Origin of the sequence: Mesorhizobium sp. Mes31 (assembly GCF_024519675.1) — a bacterium.
GTDB lineage: Bacteria > Pseudomonadota > Alphaproteobacteria > Rhizobiales > Rhizobiaceae > Mesorhizobium.
Window position 1 is genome coordinate 525,528 of the sequence record NZ_JALJRL010000001.1, and the last position, 17,907, is coordinate 543,434.

Consider the following 17,907-nt stretch of genomic DNA (forward strand, 5'->3'; position numbering starts at 1 on the left):
TCAGCCTTGCACAATGTTCTCGAAGATACCGTGGCGGGCAACCAAAATCTTGACGCAAGGGCGGAGGGTTCGTCGCTGGTCCGACGAGCCTGCCGATCCTGCGCCCAGTTCAGCGACCCATGTCAGCCATTGGCAAATGGCACCGCGACATAAATCTGGCCACCGTCGCGCTCCACCAGCAACAGCACCGATTTCCTGCCGGACTTGCCGGCCTGGGCAATCGCCTGGGTGACCTGCCTGGCGTTCTTCACCGGCACCTGATTGACGGCAACGATGAGGTCGCCGGGCTCGATACCGGACGCCGCGGCCGCCTTGTCGGGACTGACGCTGGCAACCACCGCGCCGCGCTGGTTGTCGGCGAGGTTCAGCTGCTGGCGAATGTCGGGCGTGATGTCCATCAGGCCGAGGCCGATCGCGGGAGCCCGATTGCCTTGCCCGGGCGCACCGGAGCCGTCGGTCACCGACGCCGTCTTCACATCATCGCTGTTTTGGCCGACATCGACGGAAATCTGCACCGCCTTGCCCTTGCGCCAGACCTCGAGTGGCTCCCTGGCGCCGGGTGCGACGTCGGCGACGGCCCGCGACAGGTCCTTTGGATCCTTCACGTCCTGTCCGGCAAAGCCGGTGATGACGTCGCCGGTCTCGACGCCGGCCCTGGCGGCCGGCGAGCCATCATTGACCTGCGAAACCAGTGCCCCGCCAGGATGGTCGAGGCCGATGGCGCTCGCCACATCCGGGGTCACCGGCTGGATTTCGACACCGAGATAGCCGTACTGGATCGAGCCGCCCTTCTCCAGCTTGGCAACCACCTTCTGGGCCTGGTCGGATGGAATGGCGAAACCGACGCCGACGCTGCCGCCATTGGGCGAATAGATCGCCGCGTTGATGCCGACGACATTGCCGTTCACATCGACCAGCGGACCGCCGGAATTGCCATGGTTGATCGGAGCATCGATCTGGATGAAATCATCAAACGGTCCGCTGTGCAGATCGCGGCCGCGTGCCGAAACGATGCCTGCCGTCACCGTGGTGCCGATGCCGAACGGATTGCCGATCGCCAGCACCTGGTCGCCGGTCATCAGCTTGTCGGAGTCACCCCATTTGACCGTCGGCAACGGCTTGTCGGCCTTGATCTTCAGCACGGCGAGATCGTTCTTGGCGTCGCTGCCGACGAGCTTGGCCGGAAGTTCAGTACCATCGTCGAGCGTCACCTTGATCGAAGACGCGCCATCGACGACGTGGTTGTTGGTGACGATGGTGCCGTCGGCGGCAACGATGAAGCCGGAGCCGAGCGCCTCGGCGCGTTGCGCCTGCTGCTGCGGCGGCGTGCGTGGGGCCGGCATGCCCTGGTCACCGAAGAACTGGCGGAAATAGTCATCGAACGGCGAGTTGCCGAGAGGTGTGCTGTCATCGGCACTTGCCGGCGGTGCTTTCATGACGGTGGTAATCGTCACCACCGCCGGCTTGTCGGCCGCCACGATGGGGGCGAACGAGCCGTTGGGCGCGGTGATGCCGGCGACAGGTGTCTGGGTTGTCGGAACGGTGTTGCCCGCACTTTGGGCGAAAGACACGACGAAGGGGGATATGATCAGCGCAGCGCCCAGCAAGGCCGCGACGCGATGTCTGCGAAGGATATCTGACATGGTCGTTTGTCCGGGCGAGAGTTGATCCGGCGCCGCGACCGCTTCCCATGCAGGGAAATCCGGTCATCCGGCGTGTCGAGGGTCGCGATTGCCCGTCTCGCCTAGCATGGCAGCCGACCGGATCGACAACCCTGCATCTAGGACGCAGATTGGCCCGATTTAGGGTTTTCGGGCGACCTTACGAAGATTTAATTTCCGGACGGTGGCTGGTTCTCTGCTCTGCCGGGCATCAGATCCCGCCGGTTTGCCCGAGATACGCGGTGGCGATGTCGCGCATGCGTCTGCCATCGAAGCTCGGCCCGTGGCCGCCATGGCCGATGCGAATCGGCAGGTCGAGCAGGCGCCGCATCGTGTGGCGATAGGCGGTGCGGTCGGAATCCGGCAGGTCGTCGATCAGCCTGTCGTCGTAGATGGCGTCGCCGCTGAAAAACAGGCCGTCGGCCTCGTCGAACAGCGCGATCGAATCCGGCGAATGTCCGGGCAGGTGCAGCACACGGAACTGGCGGTCGCCGAGATCGACCACGTCGCCTTCGTCCAGGATCCGTGTCAAGGGCGCGGACGGAATCTTGTAATCGGCGGCTCTCCAACCCGGTGCCGGCAGTTTCGAAACGGCACCTTCGAGATCGTGGAACATGTAGGCGTAGGTCGCAGCCTCATCCATGCTTTCGAACTGCGCCGCACTCATCCTCGGCCCCGCCCGCCACGGGAATTCGTGCAACGAGCCTACATGGTCGAGATGGATGTGGGTGGCGACGACCAGAAGCGGCTTACCCTGCGGCGTCTCGATTTCCGGCGCCAGCGGGCGGATGCCCATGCCCGTATCGACCAAAAGGTCGGCGTCGCGGCCGCGCAGGTGCCAGATGTTGGCGCGCACATAGGCATGCACGAACGGCTCGGTCAGCATCGTCGTCTTGTCGTCGACGATGCTCTTGCTGAACCAGTCGGGGTCTGAGCCCGGCATCAGACGAACGGCTTCCCGATCTTGTATTTTTCCGGCACCAGCCGCTTGAGGTAGGCCATGCCCGCATCGGACAGCTGATTGACATCGGGCTGCATGAAATCGTCCGGCATGTGGCGGGTCTTGCCGGCAACGTTCTTCAACGGCACTTTCTTCAGCACCGTTTTGCTACCGTCATATTGCAGCGCCACCGAGCCGCCGCCCTGTTCGGCGACGGTGACGGCGAAAGCGCCGGCGTCGAAGGCCTCCCGCGCGTCGACCGCGCTGATGGCGCCGACATAGCCGCGCGGCATATAGCCGAGCGCATCGACACGGGCCCGCTTGCCCGGCAGGCCCTCGGCCAGCGCCCGCTCGAGTGCCGCCGGCAGGTCGCTGCCCGAGAGCTTGACGTTGCCATGCGCGTCGCGTTCCAGCTTGTCGGGCGGCACCAGGCTTTCGACCAGCGCCTTGCCGTCGGCTGTGCTGACACCTTCGGACACGGCGACGATGCAGCGCTTGTGGCGGTCGAGCGTGGCGCGCACGTCGTCGATGAAGCCGGCGGCCGAGAACGGACGCTCGGGCACATAGACAAGATGCGGCCCGCTGTCCTGGTCGAGTTGCCAGGCCGCGGCCGCAGCGGTGAGGAAGCCGGCATGCCGGCCCATGACGATGCCGACATAGATGCCGGGCAGAGCTCGAAAATCGAGGTCGACGGACAGGAAGGCGCCAGCGACGAACTCGGCCGCCGAAATGAAGCCCGGCGTGTGGTCGTTCTCCTCGAGATCATTGTCGATGGTTTTCGGCGCATGGACAAAGGCGATTTGGCCGCCGGCGGCATCGGTCAGGATTTGCTGCGTGCCCGACGTGTCGTTGCCGCCGATATAGATGAAGGCATCGGCGCCGGCCTTCTTCAATCCGTTGAGGATGACGTCGCAATAGGCCGCGTCCGGCTTGTCGCGCGTCGAGCCAAGGGCCGCACTTGGCGTTCCGGCAATCAGCCGCAGCCGATCCTCGGGAATGGCGGAGAGGTCGACATAGTTGCCGTCACGGATGCCGCGCACACCGTGGATCGAGCCCAGGACCTTGGCGCCGGGATGCCGCTTGCGGATCTCGAGCGTCGCCCCGACAACGGTCTGGTTGATGACGGCGGTCGGACCGCCGCCCTGCGCGATAACAAAAGTTCCGGCCATTCCTGACGTCTCCCGAGCGCTGGATTCGCAGGCACATTCGCCTGTCTTTCGCCATCGCGCAACGGGAGAACCGGAGCATGGTCCCGAAAAGCCTGCCGTCGGGCCTGACCCGAGGCTGGCAGCCGGCTTTCACGAGAGATCGGGCTCAAACAGAGAGACGAGGCGGCCGCGCGGGGGGCCGACAGGATCAGACGACAACGACCGGGTTTTTCTTGGAGACGCGGCTGTAGAGATCGATGATGTCCTGGTTGATCAGGCGCACGCAGCCCGACGACATGGCCTGGCCGATGCTCCACCATTCGGGCGAGCCGTGGATGCGGTAGCCGGTGTCCTTGCCGTCCTGATAGATGTAGAGGGCGCGCGCGCCAAGCGGGTTGGTGAGGCCGCCGGGTTGCCCGGCCTGCCACTTCACCAGTTCCGGCTTGCGGGCGATCATTTCCGGCGGCGGCGTCCAGGTCGGCCATTCCCTGCCGTACTGGATGTTGGCGCGACCGGACCAGCGGAAGCCGTCCTTGCCGATGCCGACGCCGTAGCGGATGGCGTCGCCACCCGGCTGGACGAGATAGAGCATGCGCTCCTGCAGATGGACGACGATGGTGCCGGGCGCTTCGCCTGTCGTGTCGACGACGATCTGGCGGCGGAATTCCGGCTTGACCTTGAGATAGGGAACTTCCGGCAGGTTAAAGCCGCCATCGGTCATGGACGCGTACATGACGTCCGGGCTGGTGATGTTCTTGTCGACACTGATGCTTGGCCGGATCGGCCGCACCGAGCCGGTGGTGACATCATCCAGTTCCAGCGCCGGCAGGCCGCCGCCCGAGGTCGAGCAGCCGGCAGCACTGAGCAAGGCCAACGCCCCTGCTCCGGACAGGACGGCACGGCGGGAAAGGTGATGATCGGTTTCGATTGCGTCGCCGTTTCGCGGCGGCGTCAGACCTTGCGGCAACTCACGCATATACCCAAACCCTACGCTGTCGGCGGGAAGCACGGTCCGGCCGGATAGCAGGCATTTTCATCATTCATGGTTGATAAAGCGTGAAGACCTTGTGTCGCCCGCGTTTGCGGGCCGCCTTGCCGGCTTCCTGCCTTCCGCCGGGGCATCAGCCAAGGACTGCCGCACAAAAAGACCTCCATCAGGTCATATTCCCGGCCCCGGCATTTCCTACCCCCCGAATGCTAACGAGGGGTAGGCATGTGCGAGACCTTGAAAACCGACATCAAGCCTTTTGCCGCTGCCATTGCCGCGGCAGCAACAGTTCTCGGTGCCAATGTCAGCCTGGCCGATATCGCGAGCACGCTGAGCGGCGCGAACTGACACCGACCTGCCGCTGGAAAAATTGATGTGGTAGCAATTCCAGGAAAAGTGCATCGCGGTTTTCCGTCCGGAATTGCGTAAAAACAAAAAACCAGCCTCTTTACATTCTCCCGGACACAAGGATTTATCCTCTTCTTTGAGCTCAAGGGAGACGAGCATGTCCTTCGAAAACTGGGCCGCCTTCGCCGCCGCATCGACGATACTTCTCATCATTCCGGGCCCGACCATCCTGCTGGTGGTGTCCTATGCGCTGGGCCAGGGCTGGCGCACCGCATTGCCGATGGCGGTCGGCGTGGCACTGGGCGACTTCACCGCGATGACGCTGTCTATGCTTGGCATCGGCGCGCTGCTGGCCGCTTCGGCGACCGTCTTCACGATCCTGAAGCTGATCGGCGCCGGCTATCTGATTTATCTCGGTGTGAAACTGTTCCGCGCCGGCGGCGCGCTGAAAGCAGAACCGCGCACCGACGTCGTGTCCTCGGCCAGGATGATGGCGCATGCCTGGCTGGTCACGGCGCTCAACCCGAAAAGCATCACCTTCTTCGTCGCCTTCCTGCCGCAGTTTCTCGACCGGCACGCCGATTTCTGGACGCAGATGCTGATCTTCGAGACGACCTTCCTGGCGCTCGCCTTCGCCAATGCCTTCGGCTATGCGCTGATCGCGGCGCGGGCGCGCAATGTCGTGCGCAACCCCAAGGCGATCCGCATCTTCAACCGCACCGGCGGCACGCTGCTGGTCGGCGCCGGCATCGCCACGGTGGCGATGCGTTCAGGCAATTGAGGGCCGGTAAATCCAGGACGTTACAGCACCGCGAGCCCTGAAGGATGCGCGGTGCCGCAGGTTCACATGCCTCACCACTTGGCGCTGAAGCCGAGATTGCCCTCGAGAATGCGGCGCTTGTCGCCGCCGAGATTGGTGGTGTAGCCGCCGGTGGCAAAGATGCTGACCTTGTCGGTCACCTTGGCGACGACGCCGCCGCCGAACTCCAACGAGGTCGACCTGCCTTCGGTCGAGATGTCCGTCGTGTCGAAGCTGACACGCTCGGTGCCGCCGAAATCGTGCCAGATGTTGGCCTTCAGGTAAGGCTGCAGCGCCATGCCTGTGATCGTGGTCTCGCCTTGTAGCCGCACGCCCAGCCGACCTGTGACACTGTTGTGGGAATCGAAGGAAACCGACGAGAAGCGGTCCGAGGTGTCGTCGAGCGACAAATGCTGCCAGACCAGTTGCGCCTGGGGTTCAAGCGTCCAGCCTTGCGATAGGGCAATGGGATAGCCCCCCTCAAGCGAAGCGGTGATGCCGGTTCCGCCGATGTCGATGCCGATGTCGCGCGACGACGTGGCGTTGCCGCCGAAGAAGGTGGCCATGACCACGCCGTCCAGGTACCAGCCGCCCTGGCCGATACGGGTCCAGTAACCGCCAACGCTGGTGCCGCTGAGGTCGATACCGCCGACGGACAGATTATCCTGCCCCAGCGCCTGGCCGCGCACGTCCCCATTCATGCTGGCATAGGCAATGAAAAGGCCGGCGCGATCGATCGAACCGGAGCTGGTTTCCCGGCCGAACACGTCGAAGCCGCCCTGGAAGCCGAACAGAGTGCCGTCGAAGGACGGCGATACCGTTCCCGACCAGGCCATCTTGGTGTCCTGGCCGAAGATGCGGCCCCAGACCGGTGACAATTCCGTGTTCGACAACAGGCTCTGCTCGCCGCGCCGTTCATGGAAAGTGCCGAGCGTCGTCATCGCCAGATGTCCGGCCACTGGCGGCAAGGCCGAATAGACCGGCACCTCGATACGATAGAGCAGGATTTCCTCACCCGCGGCCGGCGTCGGCAGGCCAGGCACCTCAGTCGGCACCACCGGTGGCGGCGGTGGCGGATCCGCGGCCGGTGCCGGCGGCGGCGGAGGCGGCGGCTCGGGTTCCGGGTCGCTGGCCTGCACCGGCGGTGTGGGGTCGACCGGCGGGTTGTTGATGTCGCCCTCGGTCGGCGGCGGCGTTGGCGGCAGGTCGGATGGCGGCGGGGGCGGCGGCTCGACCGCGGGCGGTACCGGTTCCGGCTGCGGGGCGGGCTCCAGCGGCGCCGGCGCCGCCGCCGGCGACGTCGGCGTTATCAGCGTCGAGCGCAGATACCAGTTCTCCCCGCTGCCGGCGCTGACGCCGCCCTTGAACAGATAATATTCGAAGGCGCCTGCGGCGACCGGCGCGTCGAGGGCAAAAGCGTTGGCGCTGGATGTGGCACCGTTGATCGCCTGGATGACCATGATGCCGTCCGCCGTGGTCTCGGCGCCTGCGCCGCCGACATTGACCACTCCGATGCCGGTCGAGCCGGAGGCCGTTCCTCCCGACAGGACCAGCCTGTCGGAAGCGGACGAATCATCGCCAAGTTCGGTCTGGATGAGCAGCAGCCCGCCGAGCCCTGTATAGTTGCCGGAAATCGTCAGCCGGTCGCTGGCGCCGGTGCCGCCATTGGTCAGGTCGATGCGCCCGGCATTGGAGACCTGCGCCAGCCGGCCCGCCGTAAAGGCCTGGATCGAGGCATTGAAGCCGCCGCCGTAGAGCGTGCTCGCCTGATCGACACTGAGCGATCCGGTGCCCGTACCGCCGTCGCCGAGCACCAGGTTGCCATCCAACATCAATTGGGTGTCGTTGGTGGCGTTGATCGTCTCCCAATTCTGGACCCTGGCGATCCCCTCCAGCTTGACGTTGTCGAAGGTCAGCGTGTCGGCGCCAAGGGCGCCGTTGAGCGTGTCGACGGCGCCGAGATTGGCATTGGTGAGGTTGCTGAGCTTGGCGGTATCGTTGTCACCGCCGAGGTCGACAGCGCCGTATATGATGCCGCCGCCGTTCCAGACGAAGTTGTCGGCGCCAAAGCTCATCAGCACGTCGCCGCCGACCGTGCCGCCGGTAATCGTCACGCTGTCGTTTCCGCCGCTGACGCTGATGTTGCCGCCGATCGTGCCGCCCGATAGGATGATCGTGTCCTCGTCGAAGCCGGTAACGAGATTGCGGTCGATCGTGCCGGCGGACATGTTGAAATAGTTCTTGTCGAGCTTCATGTTGACGCGGCCGATGCGGCCACCGGTCATCACGGCGTGATCGCCATCGTCGAAGAAGTCGACGATGCGGCCGCCCGTCATGGTGAACGTGTCCAGGCCGTCGCCTTGGTTGAGCGAACCGATCTGACCACCGCTCATGTTGAAGTCGTCGATGCCGGCGCCCTGCTGGACATTGCCCGCGACAGCGCCGGCGCCGATGGTGAAGAAGTCCGTGCCGCCGCCCTGATCGACAGTGCCGGTGATGGTGCCGGACTGCATGTTGATACGGTCCGTGCCGACGCCAAAGGTGACATTGCCGCTTACCTGCCCGGTGCCGCCAGCGGGAAAATTCAGCGTGTTGTCGCCGCCGGTATCGGTGAGGCTGCCGCCTGAATCGCCACTATCGCAAGTGAAGGTGTCATTTCCAGGAGACGGAACCAGAACGCATGCTGCCAAGGCCGCGGAATTGGGTAGCAACGCAAGTGCTGTAGTTGCAAGAAAACTAATAAACCATGGATGGATTTGACACGGCCTTTGCCGCAACAAAGCAATCGTTTCACCCGGCTCTTCCGAACGGCTGCCCGGAAGCTCTATTTCAAAGAGCCACATCGCGTCCCCTCTCAGATCGCGATTTTCAAGCCCCTTACCCGCGCCGCAATGAAGCCACAATCTGTCCGATTTTACAAAGCCTAATCTTCACCCCATGGTTGATGAACTACGAAAACTACTCAACTAGACCAGCGCAACGCATGGTTGGCGCGTCCGTGGCCCATGCTTTAAGATCGCTTTGGACCCAGGGTTCGAAGGGTCGATCATAGGCGGACCGGAGGACATTGCATGGCAATCAGGGATCCATTCGGCCTGACATTTTCGGGCGCGACAGAGGCAGGTTTTTCAACCTACAGCCAGGCTGTCCATGAATTGCAGTGCTTCGTCGGCGATCCGGTCGCCTCCGTCGATCGTGCTATCGTCGAGGATCCCGGCTTCGTCATGGCGCATGTGTTCAAGGGTTATCTCTTCGGCCTCGCCACCGAGCGAGAGGCAACGGCGGTGGCCATGGCTTGCCATCAGGCGGCGCTGCCGCTTACCGCGACAGCGCACGAGCAGGCGCATGTCTCGGCCCTTGGCCACCTCGCCAATGGACGCTGGCATGATGCCGGCAGCATTCTCGAGGACATTGCCATCGAGAACCCGCGCGACGCGCTGGCGCTGCAGGTCGGCCACCAGATCGATTTCTTCACCGGCAATGCCCGCATGTTGCGCGACCGCATCGCCCGCGCCCTGCCGTCCTGGCAGAGCGGCATGCCCGGCTACCACGCCATCCTCGGCATGCAGGCGTTCGGGCTGGAGGAAATGGGCGACTATGCGCGGGCCGAGATGCTTGGCCGCACTGCCGTAGACATCGAGCCGCGCGACGGCTGGGCGCAGCACGCCGTCGCCCACGTCATGGAGATGCAAAGCCGGCAAAGGGATGGCATCGCCTGGATGCGCGCCAATCCTGAAGCATGGACGAAGGAAAGCTTCCTGCAGGTGCACAATTGGTGGCATCTGGCGCTGTTCCACTATGACCTCGGCGAGATCGACGAGGTGCTGGCGCTCTATGACGGCCCGATCTACGCCGAGCGATCGACACTGGCCCTCAACATGGTCGATGCGTCGGCGATCCTGTGGCGGCTCTATCTCGGCGGCATCGATGTCAGCGACCGCTGGGCAGCGATCGCCGCCAACTGGCGCAAGGCCGGCGCCGGCAACTATGCCTTCAACGATGCCCACGCGATGATGGCCTTTGTCGGCGCCGGCCTCGACGCCCCGGCTCAGACCTTGCTCGAGGCGCAACGCGAGGCCATGCGCGGTAACGATGACAACGTCGCGTTCACCCGGGATGTCGGCCACCCGCTGACACTCGCCATCAAGGCATTCGGCGACGGAAACTACACCGAGACCATGCGCCTGATCCGGCCGATCCGGGCGATCGCCCATCGTTTCGGCGGCAGCCACGCGCAACGCGACGTCATCGACCTGACGCTGATCGAGGCGGCCTTGCGGGCCGGCGACGGCGCGCTGGCCAAGGCGCTTACCGCAGAACGTTCGATGGCTCGACCCGACAGTCCGCTATCCGCGTTGCTTTCGCGTCGTGCAGCCGATTTGTCGGAGAATTGACCGGAAGCGGATCTTGTCTTAAAAACTGGCCAAGCCAGATTTTTTCGAGATCCGAAAAAATTAATGGCATGGGGAGGAAGACATGTATCTCGGGCTCGATCTCGGTACATCGGGCGTCAAGGCGCTGCTCATCGATGCCGGGCAAACCGTCGTCGGCTCCGGCCATGCGTCGCTCGATGTGTCGCGGCCGCATCCCGGCTGGTCGGAACAGGATCCCGCCGATTGGATTCGCGCCTGTGAAGAGGCGATCTCCGCGCTGAGGGCCGGCTATCCGCAACAACTCTCCGCCGTCAAAGGCATCGGCCTTTCCGGTCACATGCATGGCGCGACCCTGCTTGACGCGGCAGACCGGGTGCTGCGCCCTTGCATCCTGTGGAACGATACGCGCAGCCATGCGGAGGCAGCTGCCCTCGACGCCAACCCGCGTTTTCGCGCGTTGACCGGCAACATCGTCTTTCCCGGTTTCACGGCGCCGAAGCTGGCCTGGGTGAAGAACAACGAGCCCGCCATTTTCGCCAAGGTGGCGAAGGTCTTGCTGCCCAAGGATTTCCTGCGGCTCTGGCTTTCGGGCGAGCACATTTCGGAAATGTCGGATTCGGCCGGCACCTCCTGGCTCGACGTCGGCGAACGGCGCTGGTCGGCCGAATTGCTCGCGGCGACATCGCTCGACGAAAGGCAGATGCCGTCGCTGGTCGAGGGCACGCAGAAGGCCGGTGCCTTGCGCGCCGAGTTGGCTTCGAAATGGGGCCTGCAGGCCGGCATTCCGATTGCCGGCGGCGCCGGCGACAATGCCGCCTCGGCCTGCGGCATGGGCACGGTCGGCGCCGGCCAGGCCTTTGTCTCGCTCGGCACATCGGGTGTTTTGTTTGCCGCCAATGCTTCCTACCTGCCCAACCCGGCGAGCGCGGTGCATACCTTCTGCCATGCCCTGCCCGACACCTGGCACCAGATGGGCGTCATCCTGTCGGCGACGGATTCGCTGAACTGGCTATCGGAGATCACGGGCAAGGGCGCCGGCGAACTGACCGCCGAGCTCGGCGGTACGTTGAAGGCGCCGAGTGGCGTGTCGTTCCTGCCCTATCTGTCGGGCGAGCGCACGCCCTACAATGATTCCGCCGTTCGCGGCGCGTTCACCGGACTGGCGCATGAATCGAGCCGCGCGGTGCTGACCCAGGCGGTACTGGAAGGCGTTGCCTTCGCCTTCCGCGACAGCCTCGAAGCGCTGGCCAAGGCCGGCACGACATTGACGCGGGTGACGGCGATCGGTGGCGGCTCGCGCTCACGCTACTGGCTGAAGGCGATCGCCACCGCGCTTGGCCTGCCGGTCGACATTCCCGCCGACGGCGATTTCGGCGCCGCCTTTGGCGCGGCCAGGCTCGGCCTGATCGCGGCGACAGGCGCCGATCCGCTCAGCGTCTGCACGGCGCCCGCGACCGATGCGACGATCGAGCCGGACGCCGCGCTCGGCGCGGCCTACGCGGATGCCTATCACCGCTACCGGGCGCTATACCCGGCAATCAAGAGTGTCACGGCGTGAGCGATTTCTCCCCCACGCCGCGGCTTGCCAGCTCACTGTGCGGGCACCTTGTCGAGAAAGCCGGTGACGCTCTTCAGCCGGCCATTCTCGATGACGCCGATGTCGGTGCCTTCGATGACGGAAGGGATGCCTTCCGGGCCGAGATTCCAGGAGAAGCGGATCTTGTCGGCGAAACCATCGGGCGTGCCCTTCAGCGAGAAGCGGAAGCCGGCAAAGCGCTGCTGCACGCCGTCGATGAGTGCCGCGACACCCGCATGGCCATCGCCCTGCATCAGCGGATCGCGATAGCTGACGTCTTCGGTGAAAATCGCCTCGAGCAGGGCTGCGCGGCGATCCGCGTCGCTCTCGTTCCAGGCGGTGATGTAGCCTTCGGCAATCTTGTTGAGGTCGGTCATGGTCTGTCTCCTTTGTTGGCTGGCTTTGACATGAGCCTTTTCGACCGGCGGAAGAACGAAACCAATTACGCCTGAGGTAATCAAGGCGAACTATTCGAGAGGAAGAAAGCCAATGAGCAGCGGATTTTTCGGCGACATCCAGAAGATCAAATACGAGGGTCCGGATTCGACCAATCCGCTCGCCTACCGGTTCTACAATCCGGATGAGGTTGTCGCCGGCAAGCGGCTGGAAGATCATTTGCGCTTTGCCGTCGCCTACTGGCATTCCTTTGCCTGGCCGGGCGGCGATCCGTTCGGCGGCCAGACCTTCGATCGCCCCTGGTTCCCCAAGGCCGGAGGCGTCGACACGATGGAACTGGCCAAGCTCAAGGCCGACGTCGCCTTCGAGATGTTCTCGCTGCTCGGCACGCCCTATTTCTGCTTCCACGATGCCGATGTCCGGCCGGAGGGCAAGGATTTTTCCGAAAGTGCGGCGCGCCTCGATGAGATCGCCGATTATTTCGCCGGAAAGATGAAGCAGACCGGCGTCAAGCTCCTATGGGGCACGGCGAACCTGTTCTCCAATCGCCGCTTCATGTCGGGTGCCGCCACCAACCCCGACCCGGATGTGTTTGCCTATGCGGCGGCGACGGTGAAGCACTGCCTGGACACCACCAAGCGGCTGAAGGGCGAGAACTATGTGCTGTGGGGCGGTCGCGAGGGCTACGAGACGCTGCTCAACACCGACCTGGCCCGCGAGCAGGAGCAGGCCGGCCGCTTCCTCAGCCTCGTCGTCGACTACAAGCACAAGATCGGCTTCAAGGGCACGATCCTGATCGAGCCGAAGCCGCAGGAGCCGACCAAGCACCAGTACGATTACGATGTCGCCACGGTCTATGGCTTCCTCAAGCGCTTCGGGCTGGAGAAGGAAGTCAAGGTCAACATCGAGCAGGGCCACGCCATCCTGGCCGGTCATTCCTTCGAGCACGAGCTGGCGCTGGCCAATGCGCTCGGCATTTTCGGCTCGATCGACATGAACCGCAACGACTATCAGTCGGGCTGGGATACCGACCAGTTCCCCAACAACGTGCCGGAGATGGCGCTGGCCTACTATCAGGTCCTGCAGGCCGGCGGCTTCAAGACCGGCGGCACCAATTTCGACGCCAAGCTGCGCCGCCAGTCGCTCGATCCGCAGGACCTGCTGATCGGCCATATCGGCGGCATGGATTCGTGCGCGCGTGGCCTCAAGGCCGCCGCTCGCATGGTCGAGGACAAGGCGCTGTCGAGCCCGCTGGCCGAACGTTATGCCGGCTGGAGCACGGCCGAGGGCAAGGCGATGCTGTCCGGCAAGCGGACGCTGGAAGAAATCGCCGAGCGCGTCGTCAAGAAGAAGATCGAGCCGCAGCCAAGGTCGGGTCGCCAGGAGCTGCTGGAAAATATCGTCAACCGCTACGTCTGAGAGCGGAAAGCCGTTTCGGACTGTTCTAAGGGCGGCTGGGATGACACACCCTGCCGCCCTGGAACGGGTTTGCGCGAGGCCGTATCGGACGACAAGGTTCTGCCCTTTGCCGCCCTTCAATGACCTCGCTCCTGCCTTCAAACTGCCGTCACGTATCTCCTATAAGGATGCTGCGTGGCGGAGAGGAAGAAGGAGGCGAACCGATATGCAGAACGAACGTGAAATCGACGCCCTGCTTTCACCGGGCGAGGCCGGATCGATCATCGACAGGCTGATGGCAATGCCGCATCCGAAAGATGGTACGCGCCGCTCGAACGAATGGGACCGCGCCGTAGCCAGCCGTTTTGAGACCCATCTTGCCAGACAGATGCGTTCGCAGATCGACGCTGGCTCGGACCGCCGGAACGCGGCCTGATCCTGCCGATTTTGTGCATGTCGTTGCCCCAAAACCGCAATACACTTTTGGGCGACATGCATATCAGCCCCGGCGCAGCCTGACCGGCGCTTCGCCGAAAGCCCGTGAAAAAGCCCTCGAAAACGCCGCGGCGGACGAAAATCCGGTCCGCCCGGCAATATCGGCCATCGCCACTCTGGTGTCGACCACCAGCCTGCGCGCCGCTCCCAGGCGCAGCCTGAGATAATAGGCGCCCGGCGTCTCGCCGATCGACTTACGAAAGATGCTCTCCAGCGTCCGCGCCGTCACGCCGGCACGCTTGGCCACCGCTTCTATGGTGAGCGGCTGGTCGACATGCGCTTCCATCAGCCGGATGGCTTGCGCCAGCCGCGGATCATAGCCGTCGAGCCGGCCGAGCGACACCAGCGGCTGCGCGTCCGTCGCGGCTCGGGCCTGGTCGTAGATGAAGACGCTGGCGACATCCAGCGCGACGGCCATGCCGAGCCGCGTGCGAATGAGGTGCAGCATCAGGTCGAAGGTCGGCGAAGCGCCGCCCGAGGTAAAGACAGGCCCGTCGATGACATAGCGGTCGGGACGGACATCGACGCCGGGAAAGGCCGACGAAAAATCCTCCATGTCTTCCCAGTGGGTGGTGGCGCTGCGCCCTTCCAGCAGGCCAGCACGCGCCACCAGCCAGGTGCCGGCCTCGACGCCGCCGCACGCGCGTGCTGCGCGCGCGGCGCGGCGCAGGCCCGACAGAAGAGTCGAGGTCGCATAATTCTGGGTGCCGAAACCGGCGACGACGACAAGAACATCGGTTGGCTCGGTCGCATCGAAACGGCCACTGACCGCCACTGGCAGGCCGCAAGTGGTGACCGGAGCCTCGCCGGTCACCGAGACCAGTTTGAAATCGAACAAGGTCTCGCCGGAAATGCGGTTGGCGGCGCGCAGCGGGTCGACGGCCGACGCAACGCACATGATGGACGAGCCGGAAAACACCAGCAGCGTCACCTTGAGTGGCGAGCGCTCGGCGCGAAAGATTGTCGGCTTTTCGCTTTTGATCATGAGAGCTTCGTAAAACGCAAAACAGTTTCCGGCAAGTCAGTCATTGTTGGCTCGTTCTGGTGCATGTCGTTACCCCAAAACCGGTTTCCCACTTTTGGGCGACATGCATGGCTATCTCGATTGGGAGGATTTTCGATGCCGCTCGCGATGAACCGTGAGGTTTTCATTACCTGTGCCGTGACCGGGTCCGGCGGCTCGCAGGATCGCAGCCCGCATGTGCCACGCTCACCCAAGCAGATCGCCGATTCGGCCATCGACGCGGCCAAGGCGGGCGCCGCGATCGTCCACTGCCATGTCCGCGATCCCGAAACCGGCAAGCCGCGGCGCGACGTGCATCTCTACCGCGAAGTGACCGAGCGCATCCGCGCGGCAGACGTCGACGTCATCCTGAACCTGACCGCCGGCATGGGCGGCGACATGGTGTTCGGCTCGCCCGAGGCGCCGCTGCCGCTCAACGAAAAAGGCACCGACATGGGCGGCGCCACCAACCGCATGGAACATGTACGCCAGTGCCTGCCGGAAATCTGCACGCTCGACTGCGGCACCATGAACTTCGCCGAAGCCGACTATGTGATGACCAACACGCCCGGCATGCTGCGCGCCATGGGCGGCATGATGACGGCGCTCGGCGTCAAGCCGGAGATCGAGGCTTTCGACACCGGCCATCTGTGGTTCGCCAAGCAGCTGGTCGAGGAAAAGGTGCTCAATCCCGATGCGCTGGTGCAGCTCTGCATGGGCGTGCCGTGGGGTGCGCCTGACGACCTCAACACCTTCATGGCCATGGTCAACAATGTGCCGTCGACCTGGAACTGGTCGGCCTTCGCCATCGGCCGCAACCAGATGGCCTATGCCGCCGCGGCGGTGCTGGCCGGCGGCAATGTCCGCGTCGGCCTCGAAGACAATCTGTGGCTCGACAAGGGCGTGCTGGCGACCAACGCGCAACTGGTCGAGCGCGCCGCCAGCATCGTCACCAATCTGGGCGCCAGGATCCTCGGGCCAGAGGATGTGCGCAAGAAGCTGAACCTGACCAAGCGGGCACCGATAGCTGCATAATTGGGGGGAGTCGCAGATGACAACCGTCAAGTTCACCGCGATGAAGGATGGCGACAGGGACGACTATGAGTTCCTGACCGCCCATGAAATCGACTATGCGGCCAGGACCGGTGAGCGGCTGCTCGACGCGCTGGTGCAGTTGGACGAGGGCCTGTCGGGCTACAAGATCACCCGGCTCGGCCATTCGCTGCAGGCGGCGACGCGCGCCTGGCGCGACGGCGCCGACACCGACTGGATCGCCTGCGCGCTGCTGCATGACATCGGCGACATCTACGCGCCCTACAATCACGACGAATACGCCGCTTCGATCCTGAAACCCTTCGTGCGCGAGCAATGCACCTGGGTGGTGGAGAAGCACGGCGACTTCCAGCGCCTCTACTACGCCCATCATCTTGGCGGCAATCGCCATGCCCGCGACCGTTTTGCCGGCCATGCCTATTTCGACGACTGCGACCAGTTCTGCGAACGCTGGGACCAGTCGAGCTTCGACCCCGGCTACGATACGCTGCCGATCGAATTCTTCCGGCCCTTCGTGCTCGAGGTCTTTGCCCGCATGGCCTACGACCCCTCGGTCATCCGCGCCGGCGAGCGCGTGCCTCTGACAGATCCCCAAACAGCCACGACAAGAACCGGAGCTTCCGCATGAGCATCATCAACAAGGCAGCCGCCATCGGCGGCGGTGTCATCGGCGCCGGCTGGGTGGCGCGCCTGCTGCTCAATGGCATTGACGTGTCGATCTTCGATCCCGATCCGGAAGCGTCGCGCAAGGTCTCGGAAGTGATGAAGGGCGCACGCCGCGCCTACAAGCAGATGGTTCCAGGCGGCTTGCCCAAGGAAGGCAAGCTGACCTTCGCCAAGACCATCGCCGAGGCGGTGGCCGATGCCGACTTCATCCAGGAAAGCGTGCCGGAGCGGCTCGACCTCAAGCACCGCGTGCTGGCCGAGATCGATGCCCATGCGCCGGCCAACGCCATTGTCGGCTCGTCGACCTCCGGCATCAAGCCGACCGACATGCAGGTGGCGATGAAGAAGCATCCGGAGCGGCTGGTCGTCGGCCATCCGTTCAACCCGGTCTATCTCCTGCCACTGGTCGAGATCGTCGGCGGCGAGCAGACCTTTCCCGAGGCGATCGAGGTCGCCAAGGAGATCTACGCCTCGATCGGCATGAAGCCTGTCGTCATCCGCAAGGAGATCGAGGCCTTCGTCGGTGACCGTCTGCTGGAGGCGGCATGGCGCGAGGCGCTGTGGCTGATCAAGGACGGCATCTGCACGGTCGAGGAACTCGACGACATCATGCGCTATGGCTTCGGCCTGCGCTGGGCGCAGATGGGCATGTTCCAGGTCTATCGCGTCGCCGGCGGCGAGGCCGGCATGCGCCACTTCATGGCGCAGTTCGGCCCGTGCCTGAAATGGCCATGGACCAAGCTGATGGACGTGCCGGAGTTCAACGACGAGCTGGTCGACCTGATCGCCACGCAGTCGGACGACCAGGCGCATGGCCTGTCGATCCGCGAGCTGGAAAAAATCCGCGACGACAATCTGGTCGCGATCATGGACGCGCTGTCCAAGCAGAACAAGGGCAAGGGCTGGGGCGCCGGCGCCTTGCACAAGGACTACACCAGGCAGTTGGCCAAGCTGGCGGCGAAGAAGCCGACGGCTTCCAAGGCGGCCGAGAAGGCCAAGGCTTCCAAGCCGGTGAAGAAAGCCGAGAAGCCGAAGAAAAAGACCGGCAAGAAGAAAGGCTGAG

At 64.1% G+C, this 17,907-nt stretch carries 16 protein-coding genes; 9 read left to right on the top strand and 7 right to left on the bottom strand.

Going from position 1 to position 17,907, the window contains the following annotated elements; genetic code table 11:
- Positions 1-122: 122 nt before the first annotated feature.
- The 4 genes from NR193_RS02375 to NR193_RS02390 all read right to left on the bottom strand — a co-directional run bounded on the left by NR193_RS02375 (position 123) and on the right by NR193_RS02390 (position 4,725).
- Positions 123-1,643: a DegQ family serine endoprotease gene (locus tag NR193_RS02375; RefSeq protein WP_256749271.1), complete on the bottom strand. Its 1,521-nt coding sequence runs from the start codon at positions 1,641-1,643 to the stop codon at positions 123-125.
- A gap of 229 nt (positions 1,644-1,872) precedes the next feature.
- The gene (locus NR193_RS02380) at positions 1,873-2,604 is read right to left on the bottom strand and encodes an MBL fold metallo-hydrolase (protein ID WP_256749272.1); all 732 of its coding nucleotides are present in this window, start codon (positions 2,602-2,604) and stop codon (positions 1,873-1,875) included.
- Complete coding sequence (locus NR193_RS02385) at positions 2,604-3,770, bottom strand: diphosphate--fructose-6-phosphate 1-phosphotransferase (RefSeq protein WP_256749273.1); 1,167 nt, start codon at positions 3,768-3,770, stop codon at positions 2,604-2,606. Before NR193_RS02385 ends, NR193_RS02380 begins: the two co-directional genes overlap by 1 nt.
- 187 nt (positions 3,771-3,957) lie before the next feature.
- Positions 3,958-4,725, bottom strand: coding sequence for a L,D-transpeptidase (locus NR193_RS02390; protein ID WP_256749274.1), 768 nt, complete (start codon positions 4,723-4,725; stop codon positions 3,958-3,960).
- A 237-nt stretch (positions 4,726-4,962) separates the two neighbouring features.
- Here NR193_RS02390 and NR193_RS02395 point away from each other — a divergent pair, with 237 nt between their 5' ends.
- Together NR193_RS02395 and NR193_RS02400 are read left to right on the top strand one after the other, a co-directional pair.
- Positions 4,963-5,085, top strand: coding sequence for a hypothetical protein (locus NR193_RS02395; RefSeq protein ID WP_256749275.1), 123 nt, complete (start codon positions 4,963-4,965; stop codon positions 5,083-5,085).
- 157 nt (positions 5,086-5,242) lie between these two features.
- Positions 5,243-5,866 (top strand): LysE family translocator, encoded by a 624-nt coding sequence (locus tag NR193_RS02400; protein ID WP_091586265.1) that lies wholly within the window; start codon positions 5,243-5,245, stop codon positions 5,864-5,866.
- A 71-nt stretch (positions 5,867-5,937) separates the two neighbouring features.
- On the opposite strand, the gene NR193_RS02405 is transcribed toward NR193_RS02400, so the two are convergent.
- Positions 5,938-8,727, bottom strand: coding sequence for an autotransporter outer membrane beta-barrel domain-containing protein (locus NR193_RS02405; protein WP_256749276.1), 2,790 nt, complete (start codon positions 8,725-8,727; stop codon positions 5,938-5,940).
- Between the two features lie 228 nt (positions 8,728-8,955).
- Here NR193_RS02405 and NR193_RS02410 point away from each other — a divergent pair, with 228 nt between their 5' ends.
- Positions 8,956-10,278, top strand: coding sequence for a tetratricopeptide repeat protein (locus NR193_RS02410; protein WP_256749277.1), 1,323 nt, complete (start codon positions 8,956-8,958; stop codon positions 10,276-10,278).
- A gap of 82 nt (positions 10,279-10,360) precedes the next feature.
- Positions 10,361-11,815, top strand: a complete 1,455-nt coding sequence (xylB, locus tag NR193_RS02415; protein WP_256749278.1) for a xylulokinase — start codon at positions 10,361-10,363, stop codon at positions 11,813-11,815.
- Between the two features lie 32 nt (positions 11,816-11,847).
- Here xylB and NR193_RS02420 read toward each other — a convergent pair whose 3' ends face one another.
- The gene (locus tag NR193_RS02420) at positions 11,848-12,210 is read right to left on the bottom strand and encodes a nuclear transport factor 2 family protein (protein WP_256749279.1); all 363 of its coding nucleotides are present in this window, start codon (positions 12,208-12,210) and stop codon (positions 11,848-11,850) included.
- Between the two features lie 112 nt (positions 12,211-12,322).
- Here NR193_RS02420 and xylA point away from each other — a divergent pair, with 112 nt between their 5' ends.
- Both xylA and NR193_RS02430 read left to right on the top strand, forming a co-directional pair.
- A complete protein-coding gene (gene xylA, locus NR193_RS02425; protein WP_256749280.1) occupies positions 12,323-13,648 on the top strand; it encodes a xylose isomerase in 1,326 nt (441 codons plus the stop codon).
- Positions 13,649-13,853: 205 nt separating this feature from the next.
- Positions 13,854-14,063 carry a hypothetical protein gene (locus NR193_RS02430; protein WP_256749281.1) on the top strand — a complete coding sequence of 70 codons (210 nt, stop codon included), beginning with the start codon at positions 13,854-13,856 and terminating at the stop codon, positions 14,061-14,063.
- A 63-nt stretch (positions 14,064-14,126) separates the two neighbouring features.
- Here NR193_RS02430 and NR193_RS02435 read toward each other — a convergent pair whose 3' ends face one another.
- The gene (locus tag NR193_RS02435) at positions 14,127-15,107 is read right to left on the bottom strand and encodes a GlxA family transcriptional regulator (RefSeq protein WP_256749282.1); all 981 of its coding nucleotides are present in this window, start codon (positions 15,105-15,107) and stop codon (positions 14,127-14,129) included.
- Between the two features lie 135 nt (positions 15,108-15,242).
- Here NR193_RS02435 and NR193_RS02440 point away from each other — a divergent pair, with 135 nt between their 5' ends.
- From NR193_RS02440 to NR193_RS02450, 3 genes are read left to right on the top strand one after another with little or no spacing between them, the layout of a single operon-like run.
- On the top strand, positions 15,243-16,160 hold the full coding sequence (locus NR193_RS02440; protein WP_256749283.1) for a 3-keto-5-aminohexanoate cleavage protein: 918 nt from the start codon (positions 15,243-15,245) through the stop codon (positions 16,158-16,160).
- Positions 16,161-16,176: 16 nt separating this feature from the next.
- The gene (locus NR193_RS02445) at positions 16,177-16,806 is read left to right on the top strand and encodes an HD domain-containing protein (protein WP_256749284.1); all 630 of its coding nucleotides are present in this window, start codon (positions 16,177-16,179) and stop codon (positions 16,804-16,806) included.
- Positions 16,803-17,906: a carnitine 3-dehydrogenase gene (locus NR193_RS02450; RefSeq protein WP_091586283.1), complete on the top strand. Its 1,104-nt coding sequence runs from the start codon at positions 16,803-16,805 to the stop codon at positions 17,904-17,906. Before NR193_RS02445 ends, NR193_RS02450 begins: the two co-directional genes overlap by 4 nt.
- Position 17,907: the final 1 nt, after the last annotated feature.